Source organism: Arthrobacter sp. K41 (genome assembly GCF_059089645.1).
In genome coordinates this window covers 265,284-290,914 of the sequence record NZ_JBNHEW010000001.1, presented here as the reverse complement: position 1 = coordinate 290,914, position 25,631 = coordinate 265,284, and the positions used below count along the sequence as shown (strand labels likewise).

The window sequence follows — 25,631 nt, the reverse complement described above, 5'->3', positions numbered from 1 at the left end:
CCTTCCTAACTGTTCCCGAAAATGTCGTTGTACGCCGTGGCCAGACGCAGGGGGTCGTGGACGGGTCGGCGGCCCGACGCCCCTACTTTACCCAAGACCACCTCGGCGCCGATCATCGCGGCTGCCTTCTCGAACTCCTTCCGGTCGGGAACAGAGGCGGGATCGGCGAGGACAACATCAACACTGAACTCAGGGGCGTAGCGCCGCAGGACGTGCAGATGGTCGGCAGCGGTCATCCCGGACGTTTCCTTGGTGTCTGTGGCCAGGTTCATGGTGAGGCAGCGCTTGGCCGGGGTGTGGCACAGTGCCTGCCGCATCTCGGGGAGCAGCAGGTGCGGCAGCACGGATGTGTACCAGGAGCCCGGGCCCAGGACCACCCAGTCCGCCAGCTCGATGGCTGTCAGCGCTTCGGCGCAGGCCGGCGTGGCTTCCGGCAGGAGGCGGACCTGCTCCAGGGAACCGGCGACGGCGCAACGCGCCTGCCCGTAGATGGTCTGCAGTTGGGAGGTGCCGTCAGGAGCGGTGACCCGGACGTCGCCTTCGATAGTCAGCGGCTCGGTGGCCATGGGCAGGACCTGGCCGCGTGCGCCGAGCAGCGCCCCGGCCCACCGAAGTCCTGCGACGGCGTCGCCCAGCAGCTCCCACAGCGTGACGATCAGCAGGTTGCCCGTTGCGTGATCGTCCAGTGAGCCGCCGGGCCCCTTCCCCGGGCGGAAGCGGTGCTGCATCACGTCACGCCATGTGCGTCCCCAGTCCGTGTCGTCGCACAGGGCGGACAGCGCCATCCGCAGGTCTCCCGGCGGGAGGACGCCGTACTCGTCCCGCAGACGCCCGGAAGAGCCGCCGTCGTCCGCTACTGTGACGATGGCGGTGAGCTCCGAGGTGAGCAGGCGCAGTGCCGAGAGCGACGCGGAGAGGCCGTGGCCGCCGCCCAACGCAACAACATTCGGGCCCTTGTCCTGCTGGGTGGCCGCCGCACCGGCAGGGGGAACCAGCGGCAATGCCCCGGTAAACAGCGACATTACTCGCGGCCCAGGTCCCGGTGGGTGGTGGTCACCGTAACGCGGGGGTATTGCGCCAGCTTCTTGGAGAGTTCGACGGCGACCGCCACCGAGCGGTGCTTGCCGCCGGTGCAGCCCACGGCGATGGTGGCATAGTGCTTGTTCTCGCGGCGGTAGCCGTCCAGGACCGGTTCGAGTGCCATGACGTAGCGGTCCACGAAGTTCTTGACACCCTCTGCTTCGAGCACGTAGTCGCTGACATCCTTGTCCAGCCCCGTGTGCGGACGCAGCTGCGGGACCCAGTGCGGGTTGGGGATAAACCGAACGTCGGCCACGTAGTTTGAGTCCACGGGCAGGCCGTACTTGAAACCGAAGCTCATCACGTTCAGGCGCAGGGCCACCGGGCCGGTTTCGCTGAAGAGTTCGGTGATGGCGGTGGCGAGGCCGTGGACGTTGTAGCCCGAGGTGTCCAGGACGACGTCGGAGCTGTCGCGCAGTTCCTGCAGCAGGTCGCGTTCGGCGGCGATGCCGTCGAGGATGCGGCCGCCGCCCTGCAGCGGATGCGGCCGGCGTCCCTGTTCAAAGCGGCGGACCAGGACGTCGTCGCTGGCATCGAGGAAAAGGACACGGAAGGTGACGCCGCTGGCGGCAAGCGCCCCGAGGGCCGCGCGGATGTCCGCGAACAGGCCCTTGCTGCGGACATCCACCACCACGGCAAGCCGTGGGATGGACTGGGGCGCGTGGGAGACGAGCTCGGCCAGGGTGCCCAGCATCTGCGGCGGCAGGTTCTCCACCACGTACCAGCCGTGGTCCTCCAAGGCGTCCGCCGCCGTGCTGCGCCCTGCCCCGGACATCCCGGTGACTACCAGCAGTTCCGCTTCGAGCGGCTTGACGGGCAGCATCCCGTCCTGCCCTGCTCCGGATTCCGCTGTTGTGTCTGCCATGAGGTCCGCCCCGTTTCTGCTGTTGTTTTCCGGGGTGGCCGCACCGGCTGATACCCCGCCCTCAACCCTAGCTAAGTTTCTTTGATCCCCGCCAAGTTTCGGCGCTGTCCGCTAGGTTTCGATGACTTCGCCGGTGGTCATGTTGATGGCTGGTACTGTTACCGCCTCAGGCCCCGTGGCCGAGAAGTGGTTGACGATGGCACTGGCGAGGGCAGGTCCGATCCCCTTGGCTTCGGAGAGTTCCGCCACCGAAGCCGCCTTCACGCTCTTCACGGATCCGAAGTGCGCCAGGAGGGCCTTCCGCTTGGAGGCGCCGAGGCCCGGCACGCCGTCGAGGGCGGAGACGGTCATGGCCTTTCCGCGCTTCTGGCGGTGGAATGAGATGGCAAACCGGTGGGCTTCGTCGCGGATCCGCTGGAGCAGGTACAGCCCCTGGGACGTCCGCGGCAGGATCACGGGGAAGTCGCTGTCCGGCAGCCACACTTCCTCCAGGCGTTTGGCCAGGCCCACCACGTACACATCATCGATGCCGAGATCCGCCAGTGCCCGCGCCGCGGCGTTGACCTGGGGCTTGCCGCCGTCCACCACCACGAGGTTGGGCGGGTAGGCGAACCTGGCCCGCGGTGCCGGTGTTGTTGTGTCCAGCAGGGCATCGTCCCCAACCGTTCCCTGCGGCGCCTGTTCCGGCCGGCCAGGTTCATCTCCGCCGGCGTTCAGGACAGCCTCGTCCACCTGCCCTGACTTGTCCTCCAGGTAATAGCGGAACCGCCTGGTCAGGACGTCGTGCATGGCAGCAGTGTCGTCGGAGGCCGCGGCACCGGTAATGGAGAACTTGCGGTAATCGGACTTTTTGGGCAGGCCGTCTTCCACCACCACCATCGACGCCACCACGTTGGTGCCCTGGACATGGGAAACGTCATAGCACTCGATGCGCAGCAGCGGCACCGGAAGGTCCAGCGCCTCCTGGAGTTCCTGCAGCGCCTGGGACCTGACGGTGAGGTCACCGGCGCGGCGGGTCTTGTGCAGCTTCAGCGCGTGCTCGGCGTTCTCCCGAACAGTGGACATCAGCGCAGCCTTGTCCCCCCGCTGGGGCACCCGGATGTCAACCTTTGCACCGCGCAGTCCCCCCAGCCATTCGGCCAGTTCAGCAGCGTTGCTGGGCGCCACCGGCACCAGAACTTCACGGGGCAGCCTGCCGTGGCTCTGCGCCTCTTCGCCGTAGACCTGCTGCAGGAGGTGCTCCACCAGGTCGGGTGTAGTGGAATCCTCCACCTTTTCCACCACCCAGCCGCGCTGGCCGCGGACCCGGCCGCCGCGGACGTGGAACACCTGCACCGCGGCTTCCAGTTCGTCCTCGTGCAGGGCGAAGACGTCGGCGTCCGTGTCTTCGGCCAGCACCACGGCGTTCCGCTCGAAGACTTTCCGCAAGGCGGTGATGTCGTCGCGCAGCCGGGCTGCCCGCTCGTAATTGAGTTCCGCCACCGCTTCCGCCATCTGCTTCTCCAGCTTGGCAATGAAGCGTTTGGCCTCTCCGCCCATGAAGGAGCAGAAATCGTCGGCCAGGGCCCGGTGGTCTTCCGGGGAAATCCGGCCCACGCAGGGCGCCGAGCACTTGTCGATGTAGCCCAGCAGGCAGGGCCTGCCGCTGGCCTCGGCGCGCTTGAAGACACCGGCACTGCAGCTGCGCACCGGGAAGACGCGGAGCAGGGTGTCCATGGTCTCCCGGATGGCACCCGCGGTGTACGGCCCGAAGTAGCGCGTTCCCTTCCTCCTGTCACCGCGCATCACCTGCACGCGCGGGTATTTTTCTCCCAGGGTGACGGCGAGGTAGGGGTAGGTCTTGTCATCGCGGAAGACGACGTTGAACCGGGGCTTGAATTCCTTGATCCAGGTGTATTCCAGCTGCAGCGATTCCAGCTCGCTGCCCACCACGGTCCATTCCACACTGCTGGCCGCGTGGACCATCGCGTAAGTTTTCGGCAGGAGCCCGGCGGGATTGGCGAAGTACGAATTCAGCCGGGACCGGAGGCTTTTGGCTTTACCCACGTAGATGACCCGGCCGTTGGGGTCACGGAACCGGTACACCCCCGGGTTGGTGGGAATCTCCCCCGTTTGGGGCCGGTAACTTGCTGGATTTGCCACCTATCCATTCTACTGAGGCGTGCCGGGTGCCTCTGACATGCCTACTCGATGACCTTGCTTTGGTTGTAGCTGGTGGAGCGTTCCTGGCCGCTGAGTTCAGCGATGGCGTCCATGATGCGGTCCGTAACTTCCCTGCGCGCCGGGAGCGAGTGGTCAGGGCCCGTCTTGTCGAAGTACAGCGGCTCCCCCACCTTCATGATGAAGGGCTGGGGCCGGACGCCCTTTTCGCCTGCGCGCTGAAGGTTTTCCGTCCCGATCAGGCCCACCGGTATGACAGGAGCGCCGGTGGTCAGCGCCAGCCAGCCCACGCCGGTCCGCCCCCGGTAGAGAATGCCGTCACGGGAACGGGTGCCTTCGGGGTAGATCCCGATTCCTTTGCCCGACTCAAGGATGTCCAGAAGGGTCTTGAGCGCCTGGACGCTGGCGGCCTGTTCCCCGCGTTCCACGGGGATGGATCCGACGGATTCGAAAAATGCTTTCATCGCTTTGCCTTTGACGCCGCCGGTGGTGAAGTATTCGGCCTTTGCGAAGAAGGCAACCGGGCGGGGCATCAGTGCCTGGACAATGACGCTGTCAAAGAAGGACAGGTGGTTGGGTGCCACGATGAACGGACCTTCGGCGGGGACGTTTTCCAGTCCGACGACGGTGGGCCGGCATGAGCCCGAGATCAGGCTGCGGGTGGTCCAGCGGACAGCCTCAAACAGTGCCATCGTTCACCTCGGTCATCGCGGAGGTGTGAATGGCCTGCAGCCGTTCGATCGTGGCAGCCAGTTCCCCTGCGGTTTCCACCACGGCCACGGCTCCCGCCGCTTCAAGTTCCCCGTCAGGTGCGAAGCCCCATGCCACACCGATGCAGTCCAGTCCGTTGGCAATCGCGCCTGACACGTCCTGGGCACGGTCGCCGACCATGAGGGCGTGGTGGGTGCCCAGGTCTTTCAGGGCGGCGGAAATAATCTCAGTTTTTCCCAGCGGGACGCCGGCCACGGCGGATTCGTCATCGGACGATCCGTGGATTCCGTGGAACAGGCCGTCGATGCCATGGTGCTCCAGCACCGTGCGGGCCAGCCCCTGGGGTTTCTGGGTGGCCACGGCAAGGGGGCGCCCGGCGGCGACGAAGGACTCCAGGAGCTCGCGGACCCCGGGGTAGATCCGGCCCTGGCCGATGCCGGTAGCCACGTAGTACTCCCGGTAGCGGCGGATGACTTCGTCGAGCAGCCCGGCAGGAACCTGGGCCACGTTGAGCAGTGAGTCGCTCAGCTTGGGGCCGATCATCGCTTCCAGCAGGTCCTCGCCGGGAACCGGAAGCCCCACCCCGCGAAGGGCCGAAGCTATTCCATCTGTTATCCCACCGGCGGGGTCGACAAGAGTGCCGTCCAGGTCAAAGATCACGGGCACTGTTGTTTGAGTCACCGGGTTAGTTTCTCACGACAGCAGGGGTGCCTGAAACTCGCATACGCGCAGCGGAATACTTCTGGAAAAACTTCGGTCCTACGGCAGGATTTCGGCGAGGAACGCGGCCGTGTGGCTGGTCGTGGACTTGGCAAGCTGTTCGGGGGTTCCGGCAGCAACCACCTGGCCACCGCCCGAGCCCCCGTCAGGACCGAGGTCAACAATCCAGTCGGCACTCTTGATGACATCAAGGTTGTGTTCGATGGTGATCACCGTGTTGCCTTTGTCCACCAATCCCTGCAGGACCATCAGCAGCTTCCGGATGTCCTCAAAGTGGAGGCCCGTGGTGGGTTCGTCCAGGACGTACACGCTGCGCCCGTTTGACCGTTTCTGAAGTTCCGCCGCCAGCTTGACGCGCTGGGCTTCGCCTCCGGACAGTGTAGTAGCGGGCTGTCCGAGACGGACGTAGCCAAGGCCTACATCCACCAGGGTGTTCAGGTGCCGCGCAATTGGGGAGAATGCGGCGAAGAACTCCGCGCCCTCCTCGATTGGCATGTTGAGTACGTCCGCGATGGTCTTGCCCTTGTAGTGCACTTCCAGGGTTTCCCGGTTGTACCGCGCACCGTGGCACACCTCGCACGGAACATAGACGTCCGGCAGGAAGTTCATTTCAATCTTCAGCGTGCCGTCACCGGAGCAGGCTTCGCAGCGCCCGCCCTTGACGTTGAAGGAGAACCGGCCAGGGAGGTAGCCGCGGACCTTCGCCTCGGTGGTCTCGGCGAAGAGCTTGCGGATGTTGTCAAAAACACCCGTGTAGGTGGCCGGGTTGGAGCGCGGGGTGCGGCCGATGGGGCTCTGGTCCACGTGCACCACCTTGTCCAGGTGTTCCAGGCCCTGCACGGTTTTGTGCCGGCCGGCTACTTGCTTGGCGCCGTTGAGCTTGTTGGCCAGCACCTTGTACAGAATCTCGTTCACCAGGGTGGACTTGCCCGAACCGCTGACGCCGGTTACGGCAGTGAACAGTCCCAGCGGGAAGGCGGCGTCGACGTTGAGGAGGTTGTTTTCCCTCGCGCCCACCACCTTCAGTTCACGCTTCTTGTCGTACTTCCGGCGCTTTTGGGGGACCTCGATCTTCTTGCGCCCGGACAGGTAGTCGCCCGTCAGGGACGAGGTGTTTTCCAGCAGCTCCTTATAGGAGCCGGAGTGGACCACTTGGCCGCCGTGCTCGCCGGCGCCGGGTCCGATATCCACCACCCAGTCGGCCACGTGGATGGTGTCCTCGTCATGCTCCACGACGATAAGCGTGTTGCCCATGTCCCGGAGCCGGGTAAGGGTGTCGATCAAGCGCCGGTTGTCGCGCTGGTGCAGTCCGATGGAGGGCTCGTCGAGGACATAGAGAACGCCCACGAGGCCGGAGCCGATCTGGGTAGCAAGGCGGATGCGCTGGGCCTCACCGCCGGAGAGCGTGGCTGAGGCCCGCTCGAGGTTCAGGTATTCCAGCCCGACGTCCAGCAGGAAGGTCAGCCGGGCCTGGATTTCCTTGAGCACCTGGTGCGCGATCTGGGCCTCACGGCCGGTGAGCACGAGGTTGTTCAGGAAATCGGCGCAGTCGCGCATGGGGAGGGCGGCGACGTCGGCGATGGACTTGCCGTTGATCAGCACCGAGAGGGAAGCGGGGTTCAGGCGCGCACCGTTGCAGGCGGGGCAGGGAATCTGCCGCATGTATTCTTCGTAGCGGTCCCGTGCCCAGTCGGAGTCGGTCTCGCCGTGCTTGCGGTGGACGTACTGGATGGCGCCTTCAAAGCCGGTGCTGTATTTGCGTTCCCGGCCGAAGCGGTTACGGTACTGCACCACCACTTTGTGGTCCTTGCCGTGCAGGACCGTCTGGCGCACGTCCTTGCCCAGCTTTTCCCACGGGGTGTCCATGGAAAAGCCCAGTTCCTTCGCCAAACCTTCCAGGAGCCTGTTCCAGTATTCGGTGGTGGCAGTTCCCAGGGACCACGGCGCGATGGCTCCTTCGGACAGTGAGAGCTCCGGGTTGGGAACGATGAGTTCCTCGTCCACCTCCAGCTTGGTGCCAATGCCACTGCAGGCAGCGCAGGCGCCGAAGGGGTTGTTGAAGGAAAACGACCGCGGCTCGATTTCGTCAATGGCCAGCGGGTGTTCATTCGGGCAGGCAAGGTTCTCGGAGAATGCCCGGAGCCGGTGCGGATCATCTGCGTCCAGGTCAACGAATTCGGCGAGGACCCGGCCCTCGGCAAGGCCAAGGGCGGTTTCGATGGAGTCTGTAAGCCGCTGGCTGATGCCTTCCTTGACTACCAGCCGGTCCACCACGACTTCGATGGTGTGCTTGAACTGCTTGCCCAGCTTCGGCGGATCGCTCAGCTGGACAAGGTTGCCGTCCACGCGGGCGCGGGAGTAGCCCTTGGCTGTGAGCTCCTTGAAGAGGTCAACAAACTCCCCCTTCCGGCCGCGGACCACCGGAGCGAGGACCTGGAAACGTGTGCCCTCATCCAGCTCCAGCAGCTGGTCAACAATTTGCTGCGGTGTCTGCTTGGCCACGGGCTCGCCGCACACGGGGCAGTGCGGGCGGCCCACACGCGCCCACAGCAGACGCATGTAGTCGTAAATCTCGGTGATGGTTCCCACGGTGGAGCGGGGGTTCTTGCTCGTGGACTTCTGGTCGATGGAGACGGCCGGTGAAAGCCCCTCGATGAAGTCGACGTCAGGTTTGTCCACCTGGCCGAGGAACTGCCTGGCGTAGGCGGAGAGCGATTCGACGTAGCGGCGCTGCCCCTCGGCGAAAATGGTGTCGAAGGCGAGGGAGGACTTGCCGGAGCCGGACAGCCCCGTAAAGACGATCATGGCGTCCCGCGGCAGGTCCAGGTCCACATTGCGCAGGTTATGCTCACGGGCGCCCTTGACGACGAGGCGGGAAAGGTCGGGGCGCTTCGGCGGCGTGGAGGGCACTACTGTGACTTCAACGGATTCGATGGCAGATTCTTCAGCTACGGCTTTAGGCACCTACTAATGCTAATCGAAAACTTTTTCGAACACTGACGCCTCGGGCCGTCAGCCGCGGTCGTAGGCTGCCGCGAGCAGCTGGACCGCCTCGGCGAACGACGCGCCCTGGGCTTTGGCGGCGCCTGCGTAGGCTGCGGCGGCCTCTGAAAGTCCGCCGAGGCGTTCATCACGTGCGCACATCACCGTGCCGTTCCTCCCGCGGGTAGCCACCACGCCGGCAGCCTCGAGCTCCTTATACGCCCTGGCCACCGTATGCGGGGCAACATCCAACCGCGCGGCCAGCGCCCTGACAGCGGGAAGCCGCGTGCCCGGCGGCAGCTTCCCGCCGTCGGCAAGATGGATAACCCGGAGCCGCAGCTGCTCGAAGAGCGGCACCGAGCTCGCCGCGTTCGGCTTCCACGAACCCGGGAAGTCCGCTGCCGGGTTCAAATGCCGGCCTCAAGCACGCCGGTCCGCCCCGCCTGCCGGGAGAACTGCGCGTTGTACAGCCGGGTGTAGTAGCTGTTCGCGGCCAGGAGGTCCTGGTGGGTGCCCTGCTCGACGATGCGTCCGTGATCCATGACCACGATTAGATCAGCGTCGCGCACGGTGGACAAACGGTGCGCAATAACAAAGCTGGTCCTGCCGCGGCGCAGCCGCTGCATGGCCTTGCGGATCAGCAGCTCTGTCCTTGAGTCCACTGAACTGGTGGCTTCATCAAGGATCAGCACCGCCCGGCCCGCCAGCTGCGCCCTGGCGATGGTAATGAGCTGCCGCTGGCCCTGGCTCAAACCGTCGCCGCCGTTCTCAAGCACTGTGTCGTACCCCTGCGGCAGTGACCTGACAAAGCGGTCCACGTAGCTGGCCTCCGCTGCCGCCAGGATGTCGGCTTCTGCGGGGTCCGGATGTCCATAGGCGATGTTTTCGCGGATGGTGCCCGCAAAAAGCCATGCGTCCTGGAGCACCACGCCGAATTGGGCCCGAAGGACGTCGCGTGGGAGCGCCGCGATATCCGTCCCGTCGATAGTGATGCGGCCCGAATCCGGTTCGCAGAAGCGCAGCAGGAGGTTGATGACGGTGCTTTTGCCGGCGCCGGTATGACCGACGATTGCCACCGTCCGGCCAGGCTCGACGGCAAAGGCAAGGTCGCGGACCGCCGGCGCTGCCTTCGCATAACCAAACGTCACATTCTCGAAGACGATGCGTCCATGCAGCGGCACGGGCGCAGCCGCTGCCGGCGGGTCGCCGGGCTCTTCCTCTGCGTCAAGCAACGCAAAGACGCGGGCTGCAGAAGCCGTGCAGGACTGCATGAGGTTGAGCATGCCTCCGATTTGCCCGACCGGCTGAGTGAAGAGTCTGCTGAATTGGATGAAGGCCTGGATGCCGCCGATGGTCATTGCCCCGGCGAGAACCTGAAGGGCGCCCACCACTGCCACGGCGATGTAGTTGAGGTTGGACATCAGGACCATCAGCGGCTGCACGATTCCGGCGGAATACTGCGCGCGGGCGGCAGCACGGGCATGCCGCTCATTGCTCCGGGCGAAGACGTCCGCGGCCTGCGACTGCTGCCCGAACGCCTTTATGACCTCGTGGCCTGTGACAAACTCCTCGACGTGCGCGTTCAACTGGCCGGTCTCGGTCCATTGGGCGGCGAACTGGGTTTGCGACTTCCTGGCCACCAGCACGGTAAGAAGGGTGGAAAGGGGAACGGTGGCAATGGCGATCCCAGCCAGCAGCGGCGAGATCCACAACATCATGGCCAGCGAACCGCATAACATCAGGACGGACATGATCAGCTGTGTCAGGAGCTGGTTCAGCGCCTGCGTGATGTTGTCGATGTCGTTGGTGGCACGGCTGAGGATGTCTCCCCTGGAGCGCTCCCGGAAGTAATTCACGGGCAGCCGGTGCAGCTTGCCCTCCACCGACTCCCGGAGGCCGTACATCAGGCCCTGCACCGAGTGGGCGGTCAGCGCCCCCTGGATCCAGTTGAAAAGGGAAGCGCACACGTACATCAGCGCCACTGCTGCCAGAAGGATCCCGAGTCCTTCCTGGTTCAGGGAACGGCGCATGACCCCGTCCACCACAACGTCGGTGGCGTCGCCGAGGAACTTGGGCGCTGCAACGTTCAGCCCGGCGAAGGCGCAGGTGGCAGCAACGGCACCGAGCATGCGGAGTCGAAAGGGCCCCAGCAGGGCAAGGAGCCGGCGTGCGGTGGGCCAGAACCTTGCCGGGGCCGCATCGACGACGGTTGCATCACTCATGCGGGCCCGTCCAATGCCAGCTGGGAGTCGGCTATTTCGCGGTAGGTGCCGGATGTCTCCAGCAGTTCCTGGTGCGTTCCCTGCGCGACGAGGCGGCCGCCGTCGAGCACCAGGATCAGCCCCGCATCTTCCACCGCGGAGATACGCTCCGCGACCATTACTACTGTTGCTGCAGCGAGCGTGGTCTGCAGTGCCTGCCGCAACCGGGTGTCGGTGTCGTAGTCCAATGCTGAGAAGCTGTCGTCGAACAGATACAGGGACGTTTTGCGGAGCAGGGCGCGGGCAATGCACAACCGCTGCCGCTGCCCGCCCGAGAGGTTGGCGCCGCCCTGGCCCAGGGGCGTGGCCAACCCCAGCGGAAGGTCGCGCATAAAGCGCATGGTCTGGGCTGTTTCAAGGGCTTCCCAGAGTTCCTCATCCGTTGCCTCCGGCGCAGCCATGCGGAGGTTGCTGGCGATGGTGCCGGTGAAAAGGTGGGAATGCTGCGGAACTACTGCCATCGCGGCGCGAAGGCTGTCGAAGGAAACGTCCTTGATGTCCACTCCCCCGAGGCTGATGGTCCCCGCCGTGGCATCGAGGAAACGAGGGATCAGGTTGAGAAGGGTCGACTTTCCGCTGCCGGTAGAGCCAATGATTGCCGTCGTAGTGCCCGGGCGGGCGGTGAAAGAGACCCCCGTTAGAACGGGCTCCTCGGCGCCGGGGTAGGAAAAGCCCACTCCCCGAAACTCCAAAGTCCCCGGCGGCACGGAGGGGAACTGCAGGCCGGCCGTGGCGGGACGGCGGGTCTCCTGGTCCAGCCCTTTCGGGTACTGCGGTTCCCGTACCGAGGGCTTTGTGTCCAGGACCGCGCTGATCCGCTCCGCGCAGACCGCTGCCCGGGGTGCTGTCATGAGCACATACATTGACATCATGATGGCCAGCAGGATCTGCATGATGTAGGCAATGAATGCTGTCAGGGCTCCAAGGTTCATCAGTCCTGCCTGGATCCGGTCTCCGCCGAACCAGACCACAACCACCGAGGAAAGGTTAACGACCAGCATGACCAGCGGGAGCATCCCGGCGACGAGCAACGCGGACTGAAGGTTGTTGGCAGTCAGGCTGCCGTTGACCCGTGCGAAGCGGCGGACTTCATGGTCCTGGCGGACAAAGGCGCGGATGACGCCCGCGCCGATGATCTGCTCACGGAGGATCCCGCCTTCGCGGTCCAGCAGGTCCTGCCCTTCCCGGTACAGCGGGATCATCCTGCGGACAAGGAGGTACATGATCAGCAGGAGCAGCGGAACGATGACAATTACCACCGCAGACAGTGCTGCGTCCTGCTGCAGGGCCAGGATTACTCCGCCAACCCCCATGGCCGGTCCTGCCACCAGCAGGGTGAACACGAGTACAGCGAAAGCCTGGACCTGCTGGGTGTCATTGGTGGCCCGGGTGGTCAGGCTCTGTGTTCCGAAGGATCCAACGTCCTGGGAGGACAGGGACTGGATCTTGGCAAAGATCTCGCTTCGCATCTGCTGCCCGATCTTCATTGCAACAACGGCACCCAGGTATCCGGCTGCGATGGCGGCCGCAGCCTGCAGAACGGCAATGACGGCCATGACTGCGCCCAGGCGGGTGATCACGGCGGTCTCACCCGCCACGATGCCGTCGTCGATAATCGCCGCATTGACGGTAGGCAACAGAAGGTTCGCCGCCGCCTGAACAAGCTGCAGGAGGACGACGGCAGCCACGGCAGGTTTGTGGTCCGCCAGCAGCCGCCTCATCAATGCGATCAGCACCATACCTCCACTGCGCTCAGGGAAGCCGCCAACGGCGGTAGTGGCCTCCCCCATCGGCCACCTCCGCAATTGTAAGCTACGTCACTGGCGTTTGCTGTCATATCGTATGACGGGCCTGTGGAGGTCCTCCAACGAATGGACTTTTGTCATCCGTCCTTGCGCCCCACTGCGAAGATCCTGCGGAAGGGAAAAACGGTGCCGTGCACGCCGGATGGATAGGCTTCCCTCAGCGCGGCTGCGTAGCCAGCCTCGAACTCAGCGCCCTCCGCCGGGGAAAGCGCCGCCAGCACGGGCCGCAAGGCGGTACCGCGCACCCACTCCAGTACCGGGTCGGGGCCGGGCAACACCTGCTGGTAGGTGGTCTCCCACGCGTCTGCGGTGAACCCGGCGTCCAACAGTATCCGGAGGTAGTCCGCCGGTTCGCCCACCGACTCTCCGCCCCGCAACACCCCCTGCAGTTTGGGCGCCCACCGGGAGGAGGCTGCACGTTGACGCATCAGCGCGTGGGACGGGGCATTGAAGTTGCCCGGGACCTGCATCGCAAACCAGGACCCGGGACGCAGCGCTGCCAGCCAGGCCCGCATCATGTCCTGGTGGCCGGGCACCCATTGCAGGGCCGCATTGCTCACCACCACGCCGGTTTCCGCAGCGGGCGTCCACTCCGCGATGTCCATGAGCTCAAACCGCAGGGAAGGAGTGCCCGGGGTGGCGTTGCGGGCTTTGCTGAGCATCTCGGCTGAGGAATCCACCCCCACGACGTCGGCCCCGGGCCACCGCTCGGCGAGGGTTGCGGTGAGGCTTCCCGGACCGCAGCCCAGATCCACCACCTGCGCTGGCGACTCCGCATGGACCCTGCCCGTCAGATCGAAAAACGGCCGGTCCCGGTAATCGCCGAACTGGACGTACTTAACCGGATCCCATTTCATATCTGTCTCCACGTTCTGGTTCTGCAGGTACGGCGAAGCCTAACCCGATGGCGGCGGAATCCCGCGGAGCGTCAGGGCACTAAGCTGGAAATCAATGAAACTCGTTGACCAACTGCCCCTTCTGTCCGCCGGGGACCTGCCCGCTGCTGCCGTCGATGCCGATGCCCTTTACACCCGGTTCGTTGAATGGACGGAAAGCCGCGGGTTGGAGCTGTACCCTGCCCAGGACGAAGCGATCATGGAGCTGGCAACCGGGGCCAATGTCATCCTGGCCACGCCCACCGGTTCCGGGAAATCCCTGGTGGCCATCGCAGCACATTTCCAGGCCATGGCGCAGGGCAGGCGCAGCTACTACACCGCGCCCATCAAAGCACTGGTGTCGGAAAAGTTCTTTGCCCTCTGCGACATTTTCGGCGCGGAAAACGTGGGGATGATTACCGGCGATTCCGGAGTCAACCAGGACGCGCCCATCATCTGCTGCACTGCGGAAATCCTGGCCAACACCGCGCTCCGGGAAGGGGCGGCCGCCGAGCTGGGCTCGGTGATCATGGACGAGTTCCACTTCTACTCGGACCCGCAGCGCGGCTGGGCCTGGCAGGTGCCGCTGCTGGAGCTCCCGCAGGCGCAGTTCCTCCTGATGTCCGCCACGCTCGGCGACGTCAGCAGGTTCGAAGAGGGCCTGACCGGGCTGACCGGACGCGCCACCACCACGGTGAGCTCCGCGGAGCGGCCCATCCCGCTGCATTACTACTATCACGAGACCCCGGTGCACGAGACGCTGGAAGAACTGCTCTCCACCAAACAGGTGCCGGTGTATGTAGTTCATTTCAGCCAAATCGAGGCGATCGACCGCGCGCAGACGCTGATGAGCATCAATGTCTGCACCCGCGAGGAAAAGGACAGGATCGCGGAGCTGATTGCCAACTTCCGCTTCGCCGCCGGGTTCGGCAAGACCCTCAACCGCCTGGTCCGCCACGGAATCGGGGTGCACCACGCCGGCATGCTCCCCAAGTACCGCCGGCTGGTGGAGCAACTGGCACAGGCGGGGCTGCTGAAGGTCATCTGCGGCACGGACACACTGGGGGTGGGCATCAATGTGCCCATCCGCACTGTGCTCCTGACCGCTCTGAGCAAGTACGACGGCGTACGCACCCGGCCGCTTAACTCCCGAGAGTTCCACCAGATTGCCGGCCGGGCCGGACGTGCAGGCTACGACACTGCCGGGACCGTGGTGGTCCAGGCACCCGAGCACGTCACCGAGAACGTGAAGGCCATGGCCAAAGCCACCGCCAAGTTCGGGGACGACCAGAAGAAACTGCGCCAGGTGGTGAAGAAAAAGCCGCCGGAGGGTTTTGTGTCCTGGGGCGAGCCCACCTTCAAGCGCCTGGTTGAATCGGTGCCGGAGCCGCTCAGTTCGAGCTTCACGGTGACGCATGCGATGCTGATGAACCTGATGGAACGGCCGGGCGATCCCTTTGCTGCTGCCCGCCGCCTCCTCACCGAAAACCATGAGACCCGGTCCTCGCAGCTGCAGCTGATGAAGAAGGCGCTGGGCATTTACCGGGAACTGCTGGCCGCCGAGGTGGTGGAACGGATTCCGCCCGAGCAGCAGGGCCGGGACGGCCGCACCGTCCGCCTCACCGTGCACCTGCAGCCAAACTTCGCACTCAACCAGCCCCTGTCCCCCTTCGCGCTCGCTGCGCTGGAGCTCCTTGACCCGGAGTCGCCGTCGTACGCCCTCGACGTGGTGTCCGTGATCGAGGCGACGCTGGAAAAGCCGCGCCAGATCCTCTCTGCCCAGCAGAAAAAAGCCCGCGGCGAAGCGATAGCTGCCATGAAGGCCGACGGCATCGAGTACGACCAGCGGATGGCAATGCTGGAGGCAGTGACGTACCCGCAGCCCTTGGCAGAAATCCTGGGCGAAGCGTTTGAGGTGTACCGCAAGGCCGCCCCATGGGTGGGGGATTTCGAACTGGCACCCAAGTCCGTGGTGCGGGACATGTACGAGCGCGCGATGAATTTCGGCGAGTTTGTGCAGTTTTATGGCCTGGCCCGCTCGGAAGGCATCGTTCTGCGGTACCTGGCGGACGCCTTCAAGGCGCTGCGGCAGACAGTGCCGCAGGACATGTTGCGCGAAGACCTGGAGGATCTGACCGCCTGGCTGGGTGAGCTGGTCCGCCAGGTCGACTCCAGCCTGCTCGATGAGTGGGAGGAGTTGGCGTCCGGCGGAGCACCCACGCCGCACGATGCTCCGCCGCCTCCGCCGCCGTCGCTGACGTCCAACATCCGGGCCTTCCGCGTGATGGTGCGCAACGAGATGTTCCGGCGGGTGGAACTGTTTGCGGACGAGGACGCAGCAGCGCTCGGCGAACTGGACGGCAGTGCAGGCTGGGACGCCGACCGCTGGGAAGACGTGCTGGACGACTACTTCGACGAGCACAATGACATTGGTACCGGCCCTGACGCCCGCGGGCCGGGCCTGCTCATCATCACCGAGGAGCCCGGCGTGTGGAAGGTCAGGCAGATTTTTGACGACCCTGCCCGGAACCACGACTGGGGCATCTCCGCCGAGGTGGACCTGGAAGCCTCGGATGAAACCGGAACAGCAGTGCTGCGGGTGACGGACGTGAACCGGCTCTGATCTCCTGCGTGCCCGCGCTGTGGGGCGCCGCTCTTTTGGGGGCGCTTTAGGGGGCGGGCTGACTGCAGCGGCGGGGTCCCGGCGGTAAGCTCGAACAATGAGTGTAATCCGCCCGGCAACCCCTCACGACGTCCCCGCGATCCTCCGCATGATCCATGAACTGGCGCAGTACGAGAAGGAACCCGATGCAGTCCGGAACACCCCGGAACTGCTGGAGCAGGTTCTCTTTGGCAGCAATCCGCGGGTCTTCGCCGCCATGGCCGAGAACACTAACGGCGACGTCCGCGGCTTCGCCCTGTGGTTCCTGAACTACTCAACGTGGGAAGGCGTCCACGGGATCTATCTAGAGGACCTCTACGTCAGCCCGGAAGCGCGGGGCGAGGGGCACGGCAAGGCGCTGCTCCAGCACCTGGCCGGAATCGCGGTCGAGAAGGGCTACGCCAGGGTGGAGTGGAGCGTGCTGGACTGGAACGAGCCGTCCATCAACTTCTACCGCCGCCTGGGCGCCAGGCCCATGGACGGGTGGTCCACTTTTCGACTCACGGGTGACGCCCTCGAGCAGTTCGGCTCCGCCGTGCCGGCCGCCGCCAATGGCTGACGTGAAGACAGCCGCCGCACGCAGCCAAGCCCGGCACGAGGTCAGGGCGCGGCACGAGTTCCGCGGCATGCGCACCGTTGAACACTACTTTTCGGTTCCGTTGGACCACTTCTCCGCCAACCCGGAAACCATCAATGTCTTCGCACGCGAATATGTTTCGGCTTCACACAGCGAGGAAGAGGCCGCCAGGCTGCCCTGGCTGCTGTTCCTGCAGGGTGGTCCTGGCGGGCGGGGTAACCGGTTCGGTGCGCTGGGCGGCTGGAGCAAGGCTGCTGCCAAGGAATTCCGGATCCTGATGCTGGACCAGCGCGGCACCGGCCTTTCCACTCCCCTGGACCGTCATACCCTTCCCCTGCAAGGGACAGCGGACGGGCAGGCGTCGTACCTGGAGCACTTCCGGGCTGATTCAATAGTGGCCGACGCGGAACTGATCAGGGAGGCTCTGGGGGCACCGCCCTGGAGCATTTACGGACAGAGCTATGGCGGTTTCTGTGCGCTCACCTACCTTTCGTTTGCACCGGAGGGCCTGCGCGAGGCGCTTATCACCGGCGGCCTGGCCCCGCTGACAGGGCCGGCTGACGAGGTGTACCGGGCCACCTTCCAGCGCGTGGCCGCGCGGAACACTGAGTACTTTGGCTGGTACCCGGAGGACCGGGCAACGGTGGACCGGATTGCGCGGCACCTCCGGAGAACCACAGAGTCCCTGCCCGACGGCAGCCCGCTCACCGTGGAGCGTTTCCAGATGGCCGGCGCCTTCCTGGGCGGCAACATCCGGGTGAACAGCCTGCACTACCTGCTGGAGGACGCCTTCACGGAAACCGCCCTCGGTGCCAGGCTTTCGGATCCTTTCCTCGAACAGATGCACGGGATTGTGTCCCGCCGTTCCAACCCCCTGTACGCCCTGATGCACGAGTCCATTTACGGCCAGGGTGAAGCCACTGGCTGGTCCGCCTGGCGCGTTCTGCGCGAGTATCCGGAGTTCGGGCCGGACGCTGACCCGCTGCTGCTCACCGGCGAAATGGTCTACCCGTGGTACTTCGACCAGGACCCCGCCCTGCAGCCCTTGCGTGAAGTGGCAGGCCTGCTTGCGGCCAAGGACGACTGGAAGCCCCTGTACGACGTTTCCCGGCTTGGTGTCAACACTGTGCCTGTAGCCGCCGCCGTCTACTCCGACGACATTTACGTGGACCGGGACCTGTCCCTGAAGACGGCCGCAGCTGTCCGCGGGCTGCAGGTCTGGGAGACACCGGACTTCCATCACGACGGGATCGCCGATGACGGCGAGGGGATCTTTACCCGCCTGCTGGGAATGGCACGCGCCGAAAGCTGAGGTGCGGTGGCTGCTCTACCGCGCCACTGTCCCCCGCCGCCGTGCCAGCACTGTGACCGCAGCAGCGGCGAGGACCACCGCCCCCACCAGCGCGCCTGCCATGTTCAATCCCAGGTAGCCGGCTTGGCTCAGGACCAGGCCGGACATCGCCCCGCCCACCGCGCCTGCGGCCCCCATCAGCATGTCCGAGACGCCCTGAACCACTACCCGGGAATCCTGGCCGACGCTCTCAGCCAGGAGCGTGGAACCAGAGATGGTGGACGCGGACCAGCCCATCCCCAGCAGGACCAGCCCCACCGCGACGGCCACGGTGGACTCCTGCCCGAACCCGGCAACGGCGACAGCGCAGATCAGCACGCCAAAACCGATCATGATGGTTTCGGTCCTGCCCGCCTTGTCCGTCAACCAGCCCATGACCGGCGACAGCGCGAACATGCCCGCGATGTGCAGGGAGATCGTGAACCCGATGATCACCAGAACATCTCCCGACGCCGTGTGGCCGGCATGGGAGGCGGCAGGACCTTCCACAAGATGCTGCAGGTGAAGGGGCGTCATGGACATCACGCCAACCATCACGGCATGGGCACCGACCACTGCGGACACGGAGAGCAGTGCCATGGGCGAACTGCGGATGGCACGGATTCCTCGGGACAGGGAGCCCTGCCGCACCGAGGGGGCGGCCGCCGTCGGCGCCGGCACCGGTGCCTGGGCCGCAGGGTGCGCCGTGGACGCGAGGCTGCGCGCGAGCAGCAGGGGGTCGGGCCGTAGGCCGGCGAAAAGCAGCACCGTGGCCACGAGGAGTCCCGCCCCGGAGATCACGAACGGACCGGCGACGGGCGGCAGGGCAAGCGCCTCACCCACCACGGTGCCGGGCTGAATCAGGTTGGGTCCGGCCACGGCACCGACGGTCACTGCCCAGACGACGGCCGACAGGGCCCTTCCCCGGTGTTCGGCTTCAGCAAGGTCGACGGCGGCGAAGCGCGCCTGCAGGCTCGCAGCGGTACCAACCCCGATACCGGCCGCACCGAGCACGAGTAGCACAAAAAGGCCCCAGACAACCGAAAGCACCATCAGCAGCGTGCCGAGCAGCGCAGCACTCAGCCCTGCGACCTGGCCAATGCGGCGCCCCCTGTGGTCGGCAAGGGCGGCGAGGGGCAGGGCAGCCAGCGCGGCGCCCAGCGTCATCACCGTGGCCACCGCGCCCGCCCAGGCGCTTGATCCGGAGAGTTCGACGGCGAGGATGGAACCTATGGAAACCGTGGCGCCGGTTCCGATTCCCCCGAACACCTGGGCTGCACTGAGCAGCATCACGGTGCGCCGCTGGACTTGGCGCACTTCGCTTTCCGTCATCAAAGTGCCGGCCATGATCAGAGCATAGTCCTTGGCGTGCAGGTCCTGAAGGTCCGCGTTAAAGCCGACAATCCCGGCCGCAGGGCGGCCGGGATTGCAGGTTTGTCAGGAGGGGAAGGAGCTACTCGACGTCGCTGTGGCTCTTCTTGACATCTTCCTCAAGGCGCGGATCCAGGTGGGCTTCCTTGGCTTTGGAGCTGAGGAGGCTTGCAATCACCGCGATGATGATGGTGCCGACGATGACCGCCAGGGACACAAACGTGGGGATCTCGGGAGCCCATTCGATGTGCTGGCCGCCATTGATGAACGGCAGTTCGTTGACGTGCATGGCGTGCAGCACGAGCTTGACACCGATGAACGCCAGGATGAAGGACAGCGCGTGCTTCAGGTAGATCAGGCGGTTCATGAGGCCGCCCAGCAGGAAGTACAGCTGCCGCAGGCCCATCAGGGCGAACAGGTTGGCCGTGAAAACGATGAACGGGCTCTGGGTCAGGCCGAAGATGGCGGGGATGGAGTCGACGGCGAAGAGCAGGTCGGTGAGGCCGATGGTGATGAACACGATCAGCATTGGGGTGAAGACCTTCTTGCCGTTCACCGTGGTGCGGAGCTTTCCGCCGTCGAACTTCTCCGACATGGGGATGACCTTGCGGATCTTGGCGATCAGCGGGTTCTCGCGGTCTTCTTCGTCTTCGCCCTCATCCTGGGCCTGCTTCCAGGCGGTCCACAGCAGGAAAGCGCCGAAGATGTAGAACACCCAGCTGAACTGCTCGATCACGATGGCACCGAGCAGGATGAAGATGCCGCGCAGGATCAGGGCGATGATGATGCCCACCATCAGCACTTCCTGCTGGTACTTCCGGGGCACGGAGAACCTGGCCATGATGATGATGAAGACAAACAGGTTGTCGATGCTGAGGCTGTATTCCGTTACCCAGCCGGCGACGAACTGACCGCCATATTCAGGACCGGTGAAGGCGAACATGGCGCCGGCGAACACCAGGGCGAGGCTGACGTAGAACGCCACCCACAGGCCTGCCTCCTTCATGGAGGGTTCGTGGGGGCGGCGGACCACCAGGAGAAGGTCGATCAGGAGGATCAGGCCGAGGACGACAAACGAGCCGACCTCAAACCACACGGGTAATTCGAGCACAGGGCAGCCTTTCGCAGGTACAGAGATGCAGTGTAAGTCTCTCCGGCCTGCCTGTGCACTTGGTGCTGATGTGGCGGCCCGCTACGCCCGGCGGGGCAACCATGCCCTGCGTGTTGACGATCGTAGCGCTTGGGATACTCCCCTACGTGCCATTAACTGTACCCCAGGCCGGTCCCCGGGCTTTCCAGCGTTGAGGATTGCGTCAGGCGTGCCCTGCCGCCTGCATCTGGCGCAGTTCCTTCTTCAACTCGCTGACCTCGTCCCTGATCCGCGCTGCCACCTCGAACTGCAGCTCGGCGGCGGCCCCGTGCATCTGTTCCGTCAGCTGTTCGATCAAGCCCACCAGGTCCTCCGCCGGCGCCGCAGCGAGGCCGTCGGAGCGGACCTGGGCGGCACCCTTGGCCGCGGCCTTGCGCTTGCCGCCCTTGGCGAGCCGGTTGTTGTTGAGCAGCTCCTGGGTGTCGGCGTCTTCCTTGGCCAGCTGGTCGGTGATGTCGGCGATTTTCTTCCGCAGCGGCTGGGGATCGATGCCCTTTTCCTTGTTGTACGCCACCTGGATGGCGCGCCGACGGTTGGTTTCGTCGATGGCATGGGCCATCGAATCCGTAATGCGGTCAGCGTACATGTGCACCTGCCCGGAGACGTTGCGGGCGGCGCGGCCGATGGTCTGGATGAGCGACGTGGCGGACCGGAGGAAGCCTTCCTTGTCAGCGTCCAGGATGCTCACGAGGGAGACTTCGGGCAGGTCCAGGCCTTCCCGAAGCAGGTTGATGCCCACCAGCACGTCGAAGGTGCCCATCCGGAGCTCGCGGAGCAGTTCCACGCGCCGGAGGGTGTCCACGTCGGAGTGCAGGTACTCCACCTTCACGCCGTGGCCCATCAAGTAATCGGTCAGGTCCTCCGCCATGCGCTTGGTGAGCGTGGTGACCAGGACCCGCTCGTTCTTCTCCGTGCGCGTCCTGATTTCGCCCAGCAGGTCATCGATCTGGCCCTTGGTGGGCTTGACCACCACCTCGGGGTCGATCAGGCCGGTGGGCCGGATGATCTGCTGGACCGTGCCGTCCGCCTTGCCGAGCTCGTATTTGCCGGGGGTCGCGGAAAGGTAGACGGTCTGGCCGACGCGTTCGAGGAATTCGTCCCACTTGAGGGGGCGGTTGTCCATGGCGGACGGCAGCCGGAAGCCGAAGTCCACCAGGTTCCGTTTGCGGGACATGTCGCCTTCATACATGGCACCGATTTGGGGAATGGTCACATGGGACTCGTCCACCACCAGCAGGAAGTCATCGGGAAAGTAGTCAAGGAGGCAGTGCGGCGCGGTCCCCGGGGCACGGCCGTCAATGTGCGAGGAGTAGTTCTCGATGCCGTTGCAAAAACCCATCTGCTGCATCATCTCGAGATCGTATGTGGTGCGCATCCGCAGCCGCTGCGCCTCGACGAGTTTGTTCTGGCTTTCCAGGACCTTCAGGCGGTCCGCGAGTTCGTCTTCGATCCGCTTGATGGCCCTGGCCATCCGCTCGGGTCCGGCTACGTAGTGCGAGGCCGGGAAGACGTACATCTCTTCTTCGTCCCGGATCACTTCGCCGGTCAGCGGATGCAGCGTGTGGATGTTTTCAATCTCGTCGCCGAAAAACTCAATCCGGATGGCCAGTTCCTCGTACATGGGGATGATTTCGACGGTGTCGCCGCGGACCCGGAAGGTGCCGCGGTGGAAGTCCATGTCATTGCGCGTGTACTGCATGGAGACGAATTTCCGCAGCAGGTGGTCGCGGTTCATTTCCGCCCCCTTGCGGAGGGTCACCATGCCGGCGATGTATTCCTCAGGGGTGCCCAGGCCATAGATGCAGGACACCGTGGCCACCACAATGACGTCGCGGCGGGTCAGCAGCGCATTGGTGGCGGAGTGGCGAAGCCTCTCCACTTCCTCGTTGATGGAGGAGTCCTTCTCAATGAAGGTGTCCGTCTGGGCGACGTAGGCTTCGGGCTGGTAGTAGTCGTAGTAGGAGACGAAGTACTCCACCGCGTTGTTGGGCAGCAGTTCGCGGAATTCATTGGCCAGCTGCGCCGCGAGGGTCTTGTTCTGGACCATCACCAGGGTGGGCCTCTGGACCTGCTCGATCAGCCACGCCGTGGTGGCGCTTTTGCCCGTGCCGGTGGCACCAAGCAGCACCACGTCCTTTTCGCCGTTCTTGATGCGCTCCGTCAGCTCTGCGATGGCCGCGGGCTGGTCGCCGGCGGGCTTGAACTCGCTGATGACCTCGAAGGGCGCTACAACACGGTTGATATCCTGCGCAAGGCTCATGGTTCCAATTTACCGTGGAGCACCGACACCACGGGGCGAGTCCGTTGTGGGCGAACACCCCCGCCGGTACCGGCAGAACCACGGGGCTGCCGGGCCAGGACCGCTCAAGACCCGGACGACGGCGGCTGCCAGCCCGAGTGCGCGGCCCACCGTTCAAGGGATTCCTCAACGGCTGTGAACCAGTCTTCTTTGGCTTCCGCGTAGGCCGTGGTGGACGTGTCCCCGGCGTGGGCGGCAGCGAGTCTGCGCTTAAGGGCCAGGTACTCAGCCGCCGCTGCCGGTTCGGCCCGCAGCCAGTCACGGAAGCAGAAGGCAAAGCGCCAGCCGGGTGAGCCGGCGGCACGGATGTGCAGATTAACGGGGCGGCCCGGATCGGCGTTGGCGTGGATGCGCTTGGCCCAGTCATCCGGGCTGGGGTGGCTGGGCTTGGGGGTGTCGGCGGTAATACCGGGGACCGCCGGAAACCCGGCGGCGGCAAGGGCCGGTGCAAGGGCGTCGGCAACGCCGAGGTCAGGGACGGTCAGCTGCAGGTCGATGACGTCCTTGGCGTCCAGTCCGGGGACTGAGGTGGACCCGATGTGGTCGACTGCCACCGTGTCCTGCTGCGCGGCAGGAACAGCTTCGACAATTCTGTTCATCAAGCGCCGGGCGTCGTCCGCCCACCTGGCCCTCGCCGGAACCAGGACCGGTCCTCCGGTCCTGGCGGCCCTTTCTCCTGTCGAGAGGTTTCGGGCAAACGGCGCCAGCCGGTCATCCCAGAGGTGATCCACTTCCGCCACCAGCTGCTCCAAGGTGCCGGAGTTATCGAGGACAGCGTCAGCCTGGGCAAGGCGTTCCTCACGTGTGGCCTGCGCTGCCATCCGGGAGCGGGCGGCCTCAGCAGTCATACCCCGGTGCTCCAGCATGCGCTGCAGCCTCACCCCGTCCGGGGCGTCCACCACCAGGACCAGGTGGAAATTGCTGCCTTGGCCCGTCTCCACCAGCAGCGGGATGTCCTGCACCACCACGGCGTCCCGGGCAGCCGCTTCGACCATGGCAGTAGCGCGGGACCGGACCAGCGGGTGCACAATGTCGTTCAGTGCGGCGAGGCGCGCGGGATCTCCGAACACCAGCGCGCCGAGCTTCGGCCGGTCCAGGCGGCCATCAGCAGCCAGGACACCACCCCCGAACTCGGCCACGACGCGTTGCAGGCCTTCGGTGCCGGGTTCCACCACCTCCCGCGCCAGCACGTCAGCGTCCACCAGGACTGCTCCGCGTTCCTTCAGCCGCAAGGCAACTACTGACTTTCCCGAAGCGATACCGCCCGTCAAACCAATCTTCAGCACTCCCCTACAATAATCCCCGCCGCTACCCTGACCTCGCTTCGCTCGCCCGGGGAACCCTCGCGGCGTGGGCCCACCCGCCGCTACCCTGACCTCGCTTCGCTCGCCCGGGGAACCCTCACGGCGTAGGCCCATCTAGACTGGGGCGGGTGCAAGAGCAAGCGAGCCGCGCCACCAGCTACACCACCCTGGCGGCAGGGCCGGACTTCCGCCACGAGCTGGAGATCAAGCGCTCCAGGTTCATCACGGTGTTGCGCCGGGCCGACAGCGAAGAAGCGGCGCGGGACCTGGTGGCAGGCCTTCGCCGCGAATTCCACGACGCCCGGCACCACTGCTCCGCTTTCATCCTCGGTCCTGACCGGGACATCCAGCGCTCCAGCGACGACGGCGAGCCCTCAGGAACCGCAGGCGTCCCCATGCTCGAGGCCTTGAGCAAAAGGGAAACGGCACCTGGTGTGGCTGACCTCAGCGATGTCAGTGCCGTCGTCGTCCGCTATTTTGGCGGCATCCTGCTGGGGGCGGGCGGGCTCGTGCGGGCGTACTCTGAGTCCGTGTCTTCGGCGCTCTCCCTGGTGCCGTTGGTGCGCCGGAGCCGGTTGCGGATCTGCTCAGCGGAAGTGCCGCACGCTGCTGCCGGCAGGCTGGAGAACGATCTGCGGGCAGCGGGCTTCGTGATGGCAGAAACAAGCTATGCGGCGCAGCATACGGTTCTGCGCGTGGCGGTACCGGACGACGCGCAGGATATCGCAGTTGCTGCGGACCGCCTGCAGTCGTTGACTTCGGGCGCCGCTGCCCTCATCCCCGAAGGAACGGAGTGGGTGGATGTCCCGTTCCCCTGAGGTGGTGTCCCTGGTGGACGTGGACGAAGCAGTGGTGGACCAGCTCCTGGCACTGGCCAAGCGCGACGCCTCACCGGACGAGGTGGCTCCCCCGCTCGGCGGCCCGGGCTGGAACCTGGAACGCACTGCGTGGTTCTTCAGTTACCACCGCGCCGCTGCCCAGGGCCTCGCCGGGGACGCCGGGGAAAAGGCGTGGGGCATAGTCGCGGACGGCAGCCTCGCCGGTTCCATCCGCCTCCGCATCGTCAAACCCTCCGCTGCGGAAGCCGGCAGTGCCGGGCCAGGGAGTGCGAAGTCGGGGTGTGCTGAATCGGGCAATGATGCAACTGTTGCCGAGACGGGCATCTGGCTGGGCAGGAGCTATCGGTCCCGCGGCATCGGAACCGCCGCACTTCGCCTGGTCCTCGTCGAGGCCCGCAAGGCCGGCATCACCCGGGTGACGGCCCGCACCCTCACCGGCAACCTTGGCGCCCAGCGTATCCTCGCCTCCGCGGGCGCGGTACTCACGCCCGACGACGACGGGACGGTCAGCGCCGTCGTCGTGCTCTAAGTGCCTGCTTGCCGTCATCGCGATGGTCCATTACAGCGTTAAAGCAACAGGCCCCCTGCCTTGCGGGCAGGGGGCCTGTTGTGTCGGCCCGGAAAATTTCCGGACCGGTGG

At 65.3% G+C, this 25,631-nt stretch carries 19 protein-coding genes; 5 read left to right on the top strand and 14 right to left on the bottom strand.

Annotation, left to right across the window (positions count from 1 at the left end; translation table 11 throughout):
• Positions 1-5: 5 nt before the first annotated feature.
• The 10 genes from AC5RTE_RS01320 to AC5RTE_RS01275 all read right to left on the bottom strand — a co-directional run bounded on the left by AC5RTE_RS01320 (position 6) and on the right by AC5RTE_RS01275 (position 13,441).
• Positions 6-1,022 carry a gluconeogenesis factor YvcK family protein gene (locus AC5RTE_RS01320; protein ID WP_494039613.1) on the bottom strand — a complete coding sequence of 339 codons (1,017 nt, stop codon included), beginning with the start codon at positions 1,020-1,022 and terminating at the stop codon, positions 6-8.
• Positions 1,022-1,945, bottom strand: a complete 924-nt coding sequence (gene rapZ / locus AC5RTE_RS01315; protein ID WP_494039612.1) for an RNase adapter RapZ — start codon at positions 1,943-1,945, stop codon at positions 1,022-1,024. Before rapZ ends, AC5RTE_RS01320 begins: the two co-directional genes overlap by 1 nt.
• A 111-nt stretch (positions 1,946-2,056) precedes the next feature.
• Positions 2,057-4,087 (bottom strand): excinuclease ABC subunit UvrC, encoded by a 2,031-nt coding sequence (gene uvrC / locus AC5RTE_RS01310; protein ID WP_494039611.1) that lies wholly within the window; start codon positions 4,085-4,087, stop codon positions 2,057-2,059.
• A gap of 41 nt (positions 4,088-4,128) precedes the next feature.
• Positions 4,129-4,797 carry a lysophospholipid acyltransferase family protein gene (locus AC5RTE_RS01305; RefSeq protein ID WP_494039610.1) on the bottom strand — a complete coding sequence of 223 codons (669 nt, stop codon included), beginning with the start codon at positions 4,795-4,797 and terminating at the stop codon, positions 4,129-4,131.
• Positions 4,784-5,497: an HAD hydrolase-like protein gene (locus AC5RTE_RS01300; protein ID WP_494039609.1), complete on the bottom strand. Its 714-nt coding sequence runs from the start codon at positions 5,495-5,497 to the stop codon at positions 4,784-4,786. Before AC5RTE_RS01300 ends, AC5RTE_RS01305 begins: the two co-directional genes overlap by 14 nt.
• A 78-nt stretch (positions 5,498-5,575) precedes the next feature.
• Positions 5,576-8,500 carry an excinuclease ABC subunit UvrA gene (uvrA, locus tag AC5RTE_RS01295; RefSeq protein WP_494039608.1) on the bottom strand — a complete coding sequence of 975 codons (2,925 nt, stop codon included), beginning with the start codon at positions 8,498-8,500 and terminating at the stop codon, positions 5,576-5,578.
• Between the two features lie 48 nt (positions 8,501-8,548).
• Positions 8,549-8,929, bottom strand: a complete 381-nt coding sequence (locus tag AC5RTE_RS01290) for a GntR family transcriptional regulator (RefSeq protein ID WP_494039607.1) — start codon at positions 8,927-8,929, stop codon at positions 8,549-8,551.
• Positions 8,926-10,740: an ABC transporter ATP-binding protein gene (locus AC5RTE_RS01285; protein WP_494039606.1), complete on the bottom strand. Its 1,815-nt coding sequence runs from the start codon at positions 10,738-10,740 to the stop codon at positions 8,926-8,928. The genes AC5RTE_RS01290 and AC5RTE_RS01285 overlap by 4 nt, the downstream gene beginning before the upstream one ends.
• On the bottom strand, positions 10,737-12,500 hold the full coding sequence (locus AC5RTE_RS01280) for an ABC transporter ATP-binding protein (RefSeq protein ID WP_494040128.1): 1,764 nt from the start codon (positions 12,498-12,500) through the stop codon (positions 10,737-10,739). The genes AC5RTE_RS01285 and AC5RTE_RS01280 overlap by 4 nt, the downstream gene beginning before the upstream one ends.
• 161 nt (positions 12,501-12,661) lie before the next feature.
• The gene (locus tag AC5RTE_RS01275; RefSeq protein ID WP_494039605.1) at positions 12,662-13,441 is read right to left on the bottom strand and encodes a trans-aconitate 2-methyltransferase; all 780 of its coding nucleotides are present in this window, start codon (positions 13,439-13,441) and stop codon (positions 12,662-12,664) included.
• A gap of 94 nt (positions 13,442-13,535) precedes the next feature.
• Between AC5RTE_RS01275 and AC5RTE_RS01270 the strand changes: the two genes are divergently transcribed.
• The 3 genes from AC5RTE_RS01270 (at position 13,536) to AC5RTE_RS01260 (ending at position 18,010) form a co-directional block, all read left to right on the top strand.
• Positions 13,536-16,082: a DEAD/DEAH box helicase gene (locus tag AC5RTE_RS01270; RefSeq protein ID WP_494039604.1), complete on the top strand. Its 2,547-nt coding sequence runs from the start codon at positions 13,536-13,538 to the stop codon at positions 16,080-16,082.
• Positions 16,083-16,179: 97 nt separating this feature from the next.
• Positions 16,180-16,680 carry a GNAT family N-acetyltransferase gene (locus AC5RTE_RS01265; RefSeq protein WP_494039603.1) on the top strand — a complete coding sequence of 167 codons (501 nt, stop codon included), beginning with the start codon at positions 16,180-16,182 and terminating at the stop codon, positions 16,678-16,680.
• Positions 16,673-18,010, top strand: coding sequence for an alpha/beta fold hydrolase (locus tag AC5RTE_RS01260; RefSeq protein WP_494039602.1), 1,338 nt, complete (start codon positions 16,673-16,675; stop codon positions 18,008-18,010). The genes AC5RTE_RS01265 and AC5RTE_RS01260 overlap by 8 nt, the downstream gene beginning before the upstream one ends.
• Before the next feature lie 15 nt (positions 18,011-18,025).
• On the opposite strand, the gene AC5RTE_RS01255 is transcribed toward AC5RTE_RS01260, so the two are convergent.
• The 4 genes from AC5RTE_RS01255 to coaE form a co-directional block, all read right to left on the bottom strand.
• A complete protein-coding gene (locus tag AC5RTE_RS01255; protein ID WP_494039601.1) occupies positions 18,026-19,375 on the bottom strand; it encodes an MFS transporter in 1,350 nt (449 codons plus the stop codon).
• Positions 19,376-19,481: 106 nt separating this feature from the next.
• Positions 19,482-20,510 carry a TerC family protein gene (locus AC5RTE_RS01250; protein ID WP_494039600.1) on the bottom strand — a complete coding sequence of 343 codons (1,029 nt, stop codon included), beginning with the start codon at positions 20,508-20,510 and terminating at the stop codon, positions 19,482-19,484.
• A 202-nt stretch (positions 20,511-20,712) separates the two neighbouring features.
• A complete protein-coding gene (gene uvrB / locus AC5RTE_RS01245) occupies positions 20,713-22,809 on the bottom strand; it encodes an excinuclease ABC subunit UvrB (protein WP_494039599.1) in 2,097 nt (698 codons plus the stop codon).
• Between the two features lie 104 nt (positions 22,810-22,913).
• On the bottom strand, positions 22,914-24,134 hold the full coding sequence (gene coaE, locus AC5RTE_RS01240; RefSeq protein WP_494039598.1) for a dephospho-CoA kinase: 1,221 nt from the start codon (positions 24,132-24,134) through the stop codon (positions 22,914-22,916).
• A 146-nt stretch (positions 24,135-24,280) separates the two neighbouring features.
• On the opposite strand from coaE, the gene AC5RTE_RS01235 reads away from it, so the two are divergent.
• Positions 24,281-24,970, top strand: a complete 690-nt coding sequence (locus AC5RTE_RS01235) for an IMPACT family protein (protein WP_494039597.1) — start codon at positions 24,281-24,283, stop codon at positions 24,968-24,970.
• The gene (locus AC5RTE_RS01230; protein ID WP_494039596.1) at positions 24,954-25,520 is read left to right on the top strand and encodes a GNAT family N-acetyltransferase; all 567 of its coding nucleotides are present in this window, start codon (positions 24,954-24,956) and stop codon (positions 25,518-25,520) included. Before AC5RTE_RS01235 ends, AC5RTE_RS01230 begins: the two co-directional genes overlap by 17 nt.
• Positions 25,521-25,631 lie beyond the last annotated feature (111 nt).

Bases quoted from the DNA above. Each gene is read 5' to 3' on its own strand.
- AC5RTE_RS01320 (WP_494039613.1), bottom strand. From the start codon at position 1,022: ATGTCGCTGTTTACCGGGGCATTGCCGCTGGTTCCCCCTGCCGGTGCG.
- AC5RTE_RS01305 (WP_494039610.1), bottom strand. From the start codon at position 4,797: ATGGCACTGTTTGAGGCTGTCCGCTGGACCACCCGCAGCCTGATCTCG.
- uvrB (WP_494039599.1), bottom strand. From the start codon at position 22,809: ATGAGCCTTGCGCAGGATATCAACCGTGTTGTAGCGCCCTTCGAGGTC.
- AC5RTE_RS01230 (WP_494039596.1), top strand. From the start codon at position 24,954: ATGTCCCGTTCCCCTGAGGTGGTGTCCCTGGTGGACGTGGACGAAGCA.
- AC5RTE_RS01255 (WP_494039601.1), bottom strand. From the start codon at position 19,375: ATGGCCGGCACTTTGATGACGGAAAGCGAAGTGCGCCAAGTCCAGCGG.
- AC5RTE_RS01275 (WP_494039605.1), bottom strand. From the start codon at position 13,441: ATGAAATGGGATCCGGTTAAGTACGTCCAGTTCGGCGATTACCGGGAC.
- AC5RTE_RS01270 (WP_494039604.1), top strand. From the start codon at position 13,536: ATGAAACTCGTTGACCAACTGCCCCTTCTGTCCGCCGGGGACCTGCCC.
- AC5RTE_RS01260 (WP_494039602.1), top strand. From the start codon at position 16,673: ATGGCTGACGTGAAGACAGCCGCCGCACGCAGCCAAGCCCGGCACGAG.
- AC5RTE_RS01265 (WP_494039603.1), top strand. From the start codon at position 16,180: ATGAGTGTAATCCGCCCGGCAACCCCTCACGACGTCCCCGCGATCCTC.
- AC5RTE_RS01285 (WP_494039606.1), bottom strand. From the start codon at position 10,740: ATGAGTGATGCAACCGTCGTCGATGCGGCCCCGGCAAGGTTCTGGCCC.
- AC5RTE_RS01280 (WP_494040128.1), bottom strand. From the start codon at position 12,500: ATGAGGCGGCTGCTGGCGGACCACAAACCTGCCGTGGCTGCCGTCGTC.
- rapZ (WP_494039612.1), bottom strand. From the start codon at position 1,945: ATGGCAGACACAACAGCGGAATCCGGAGCAGGGCAGGACGGGATGCTG.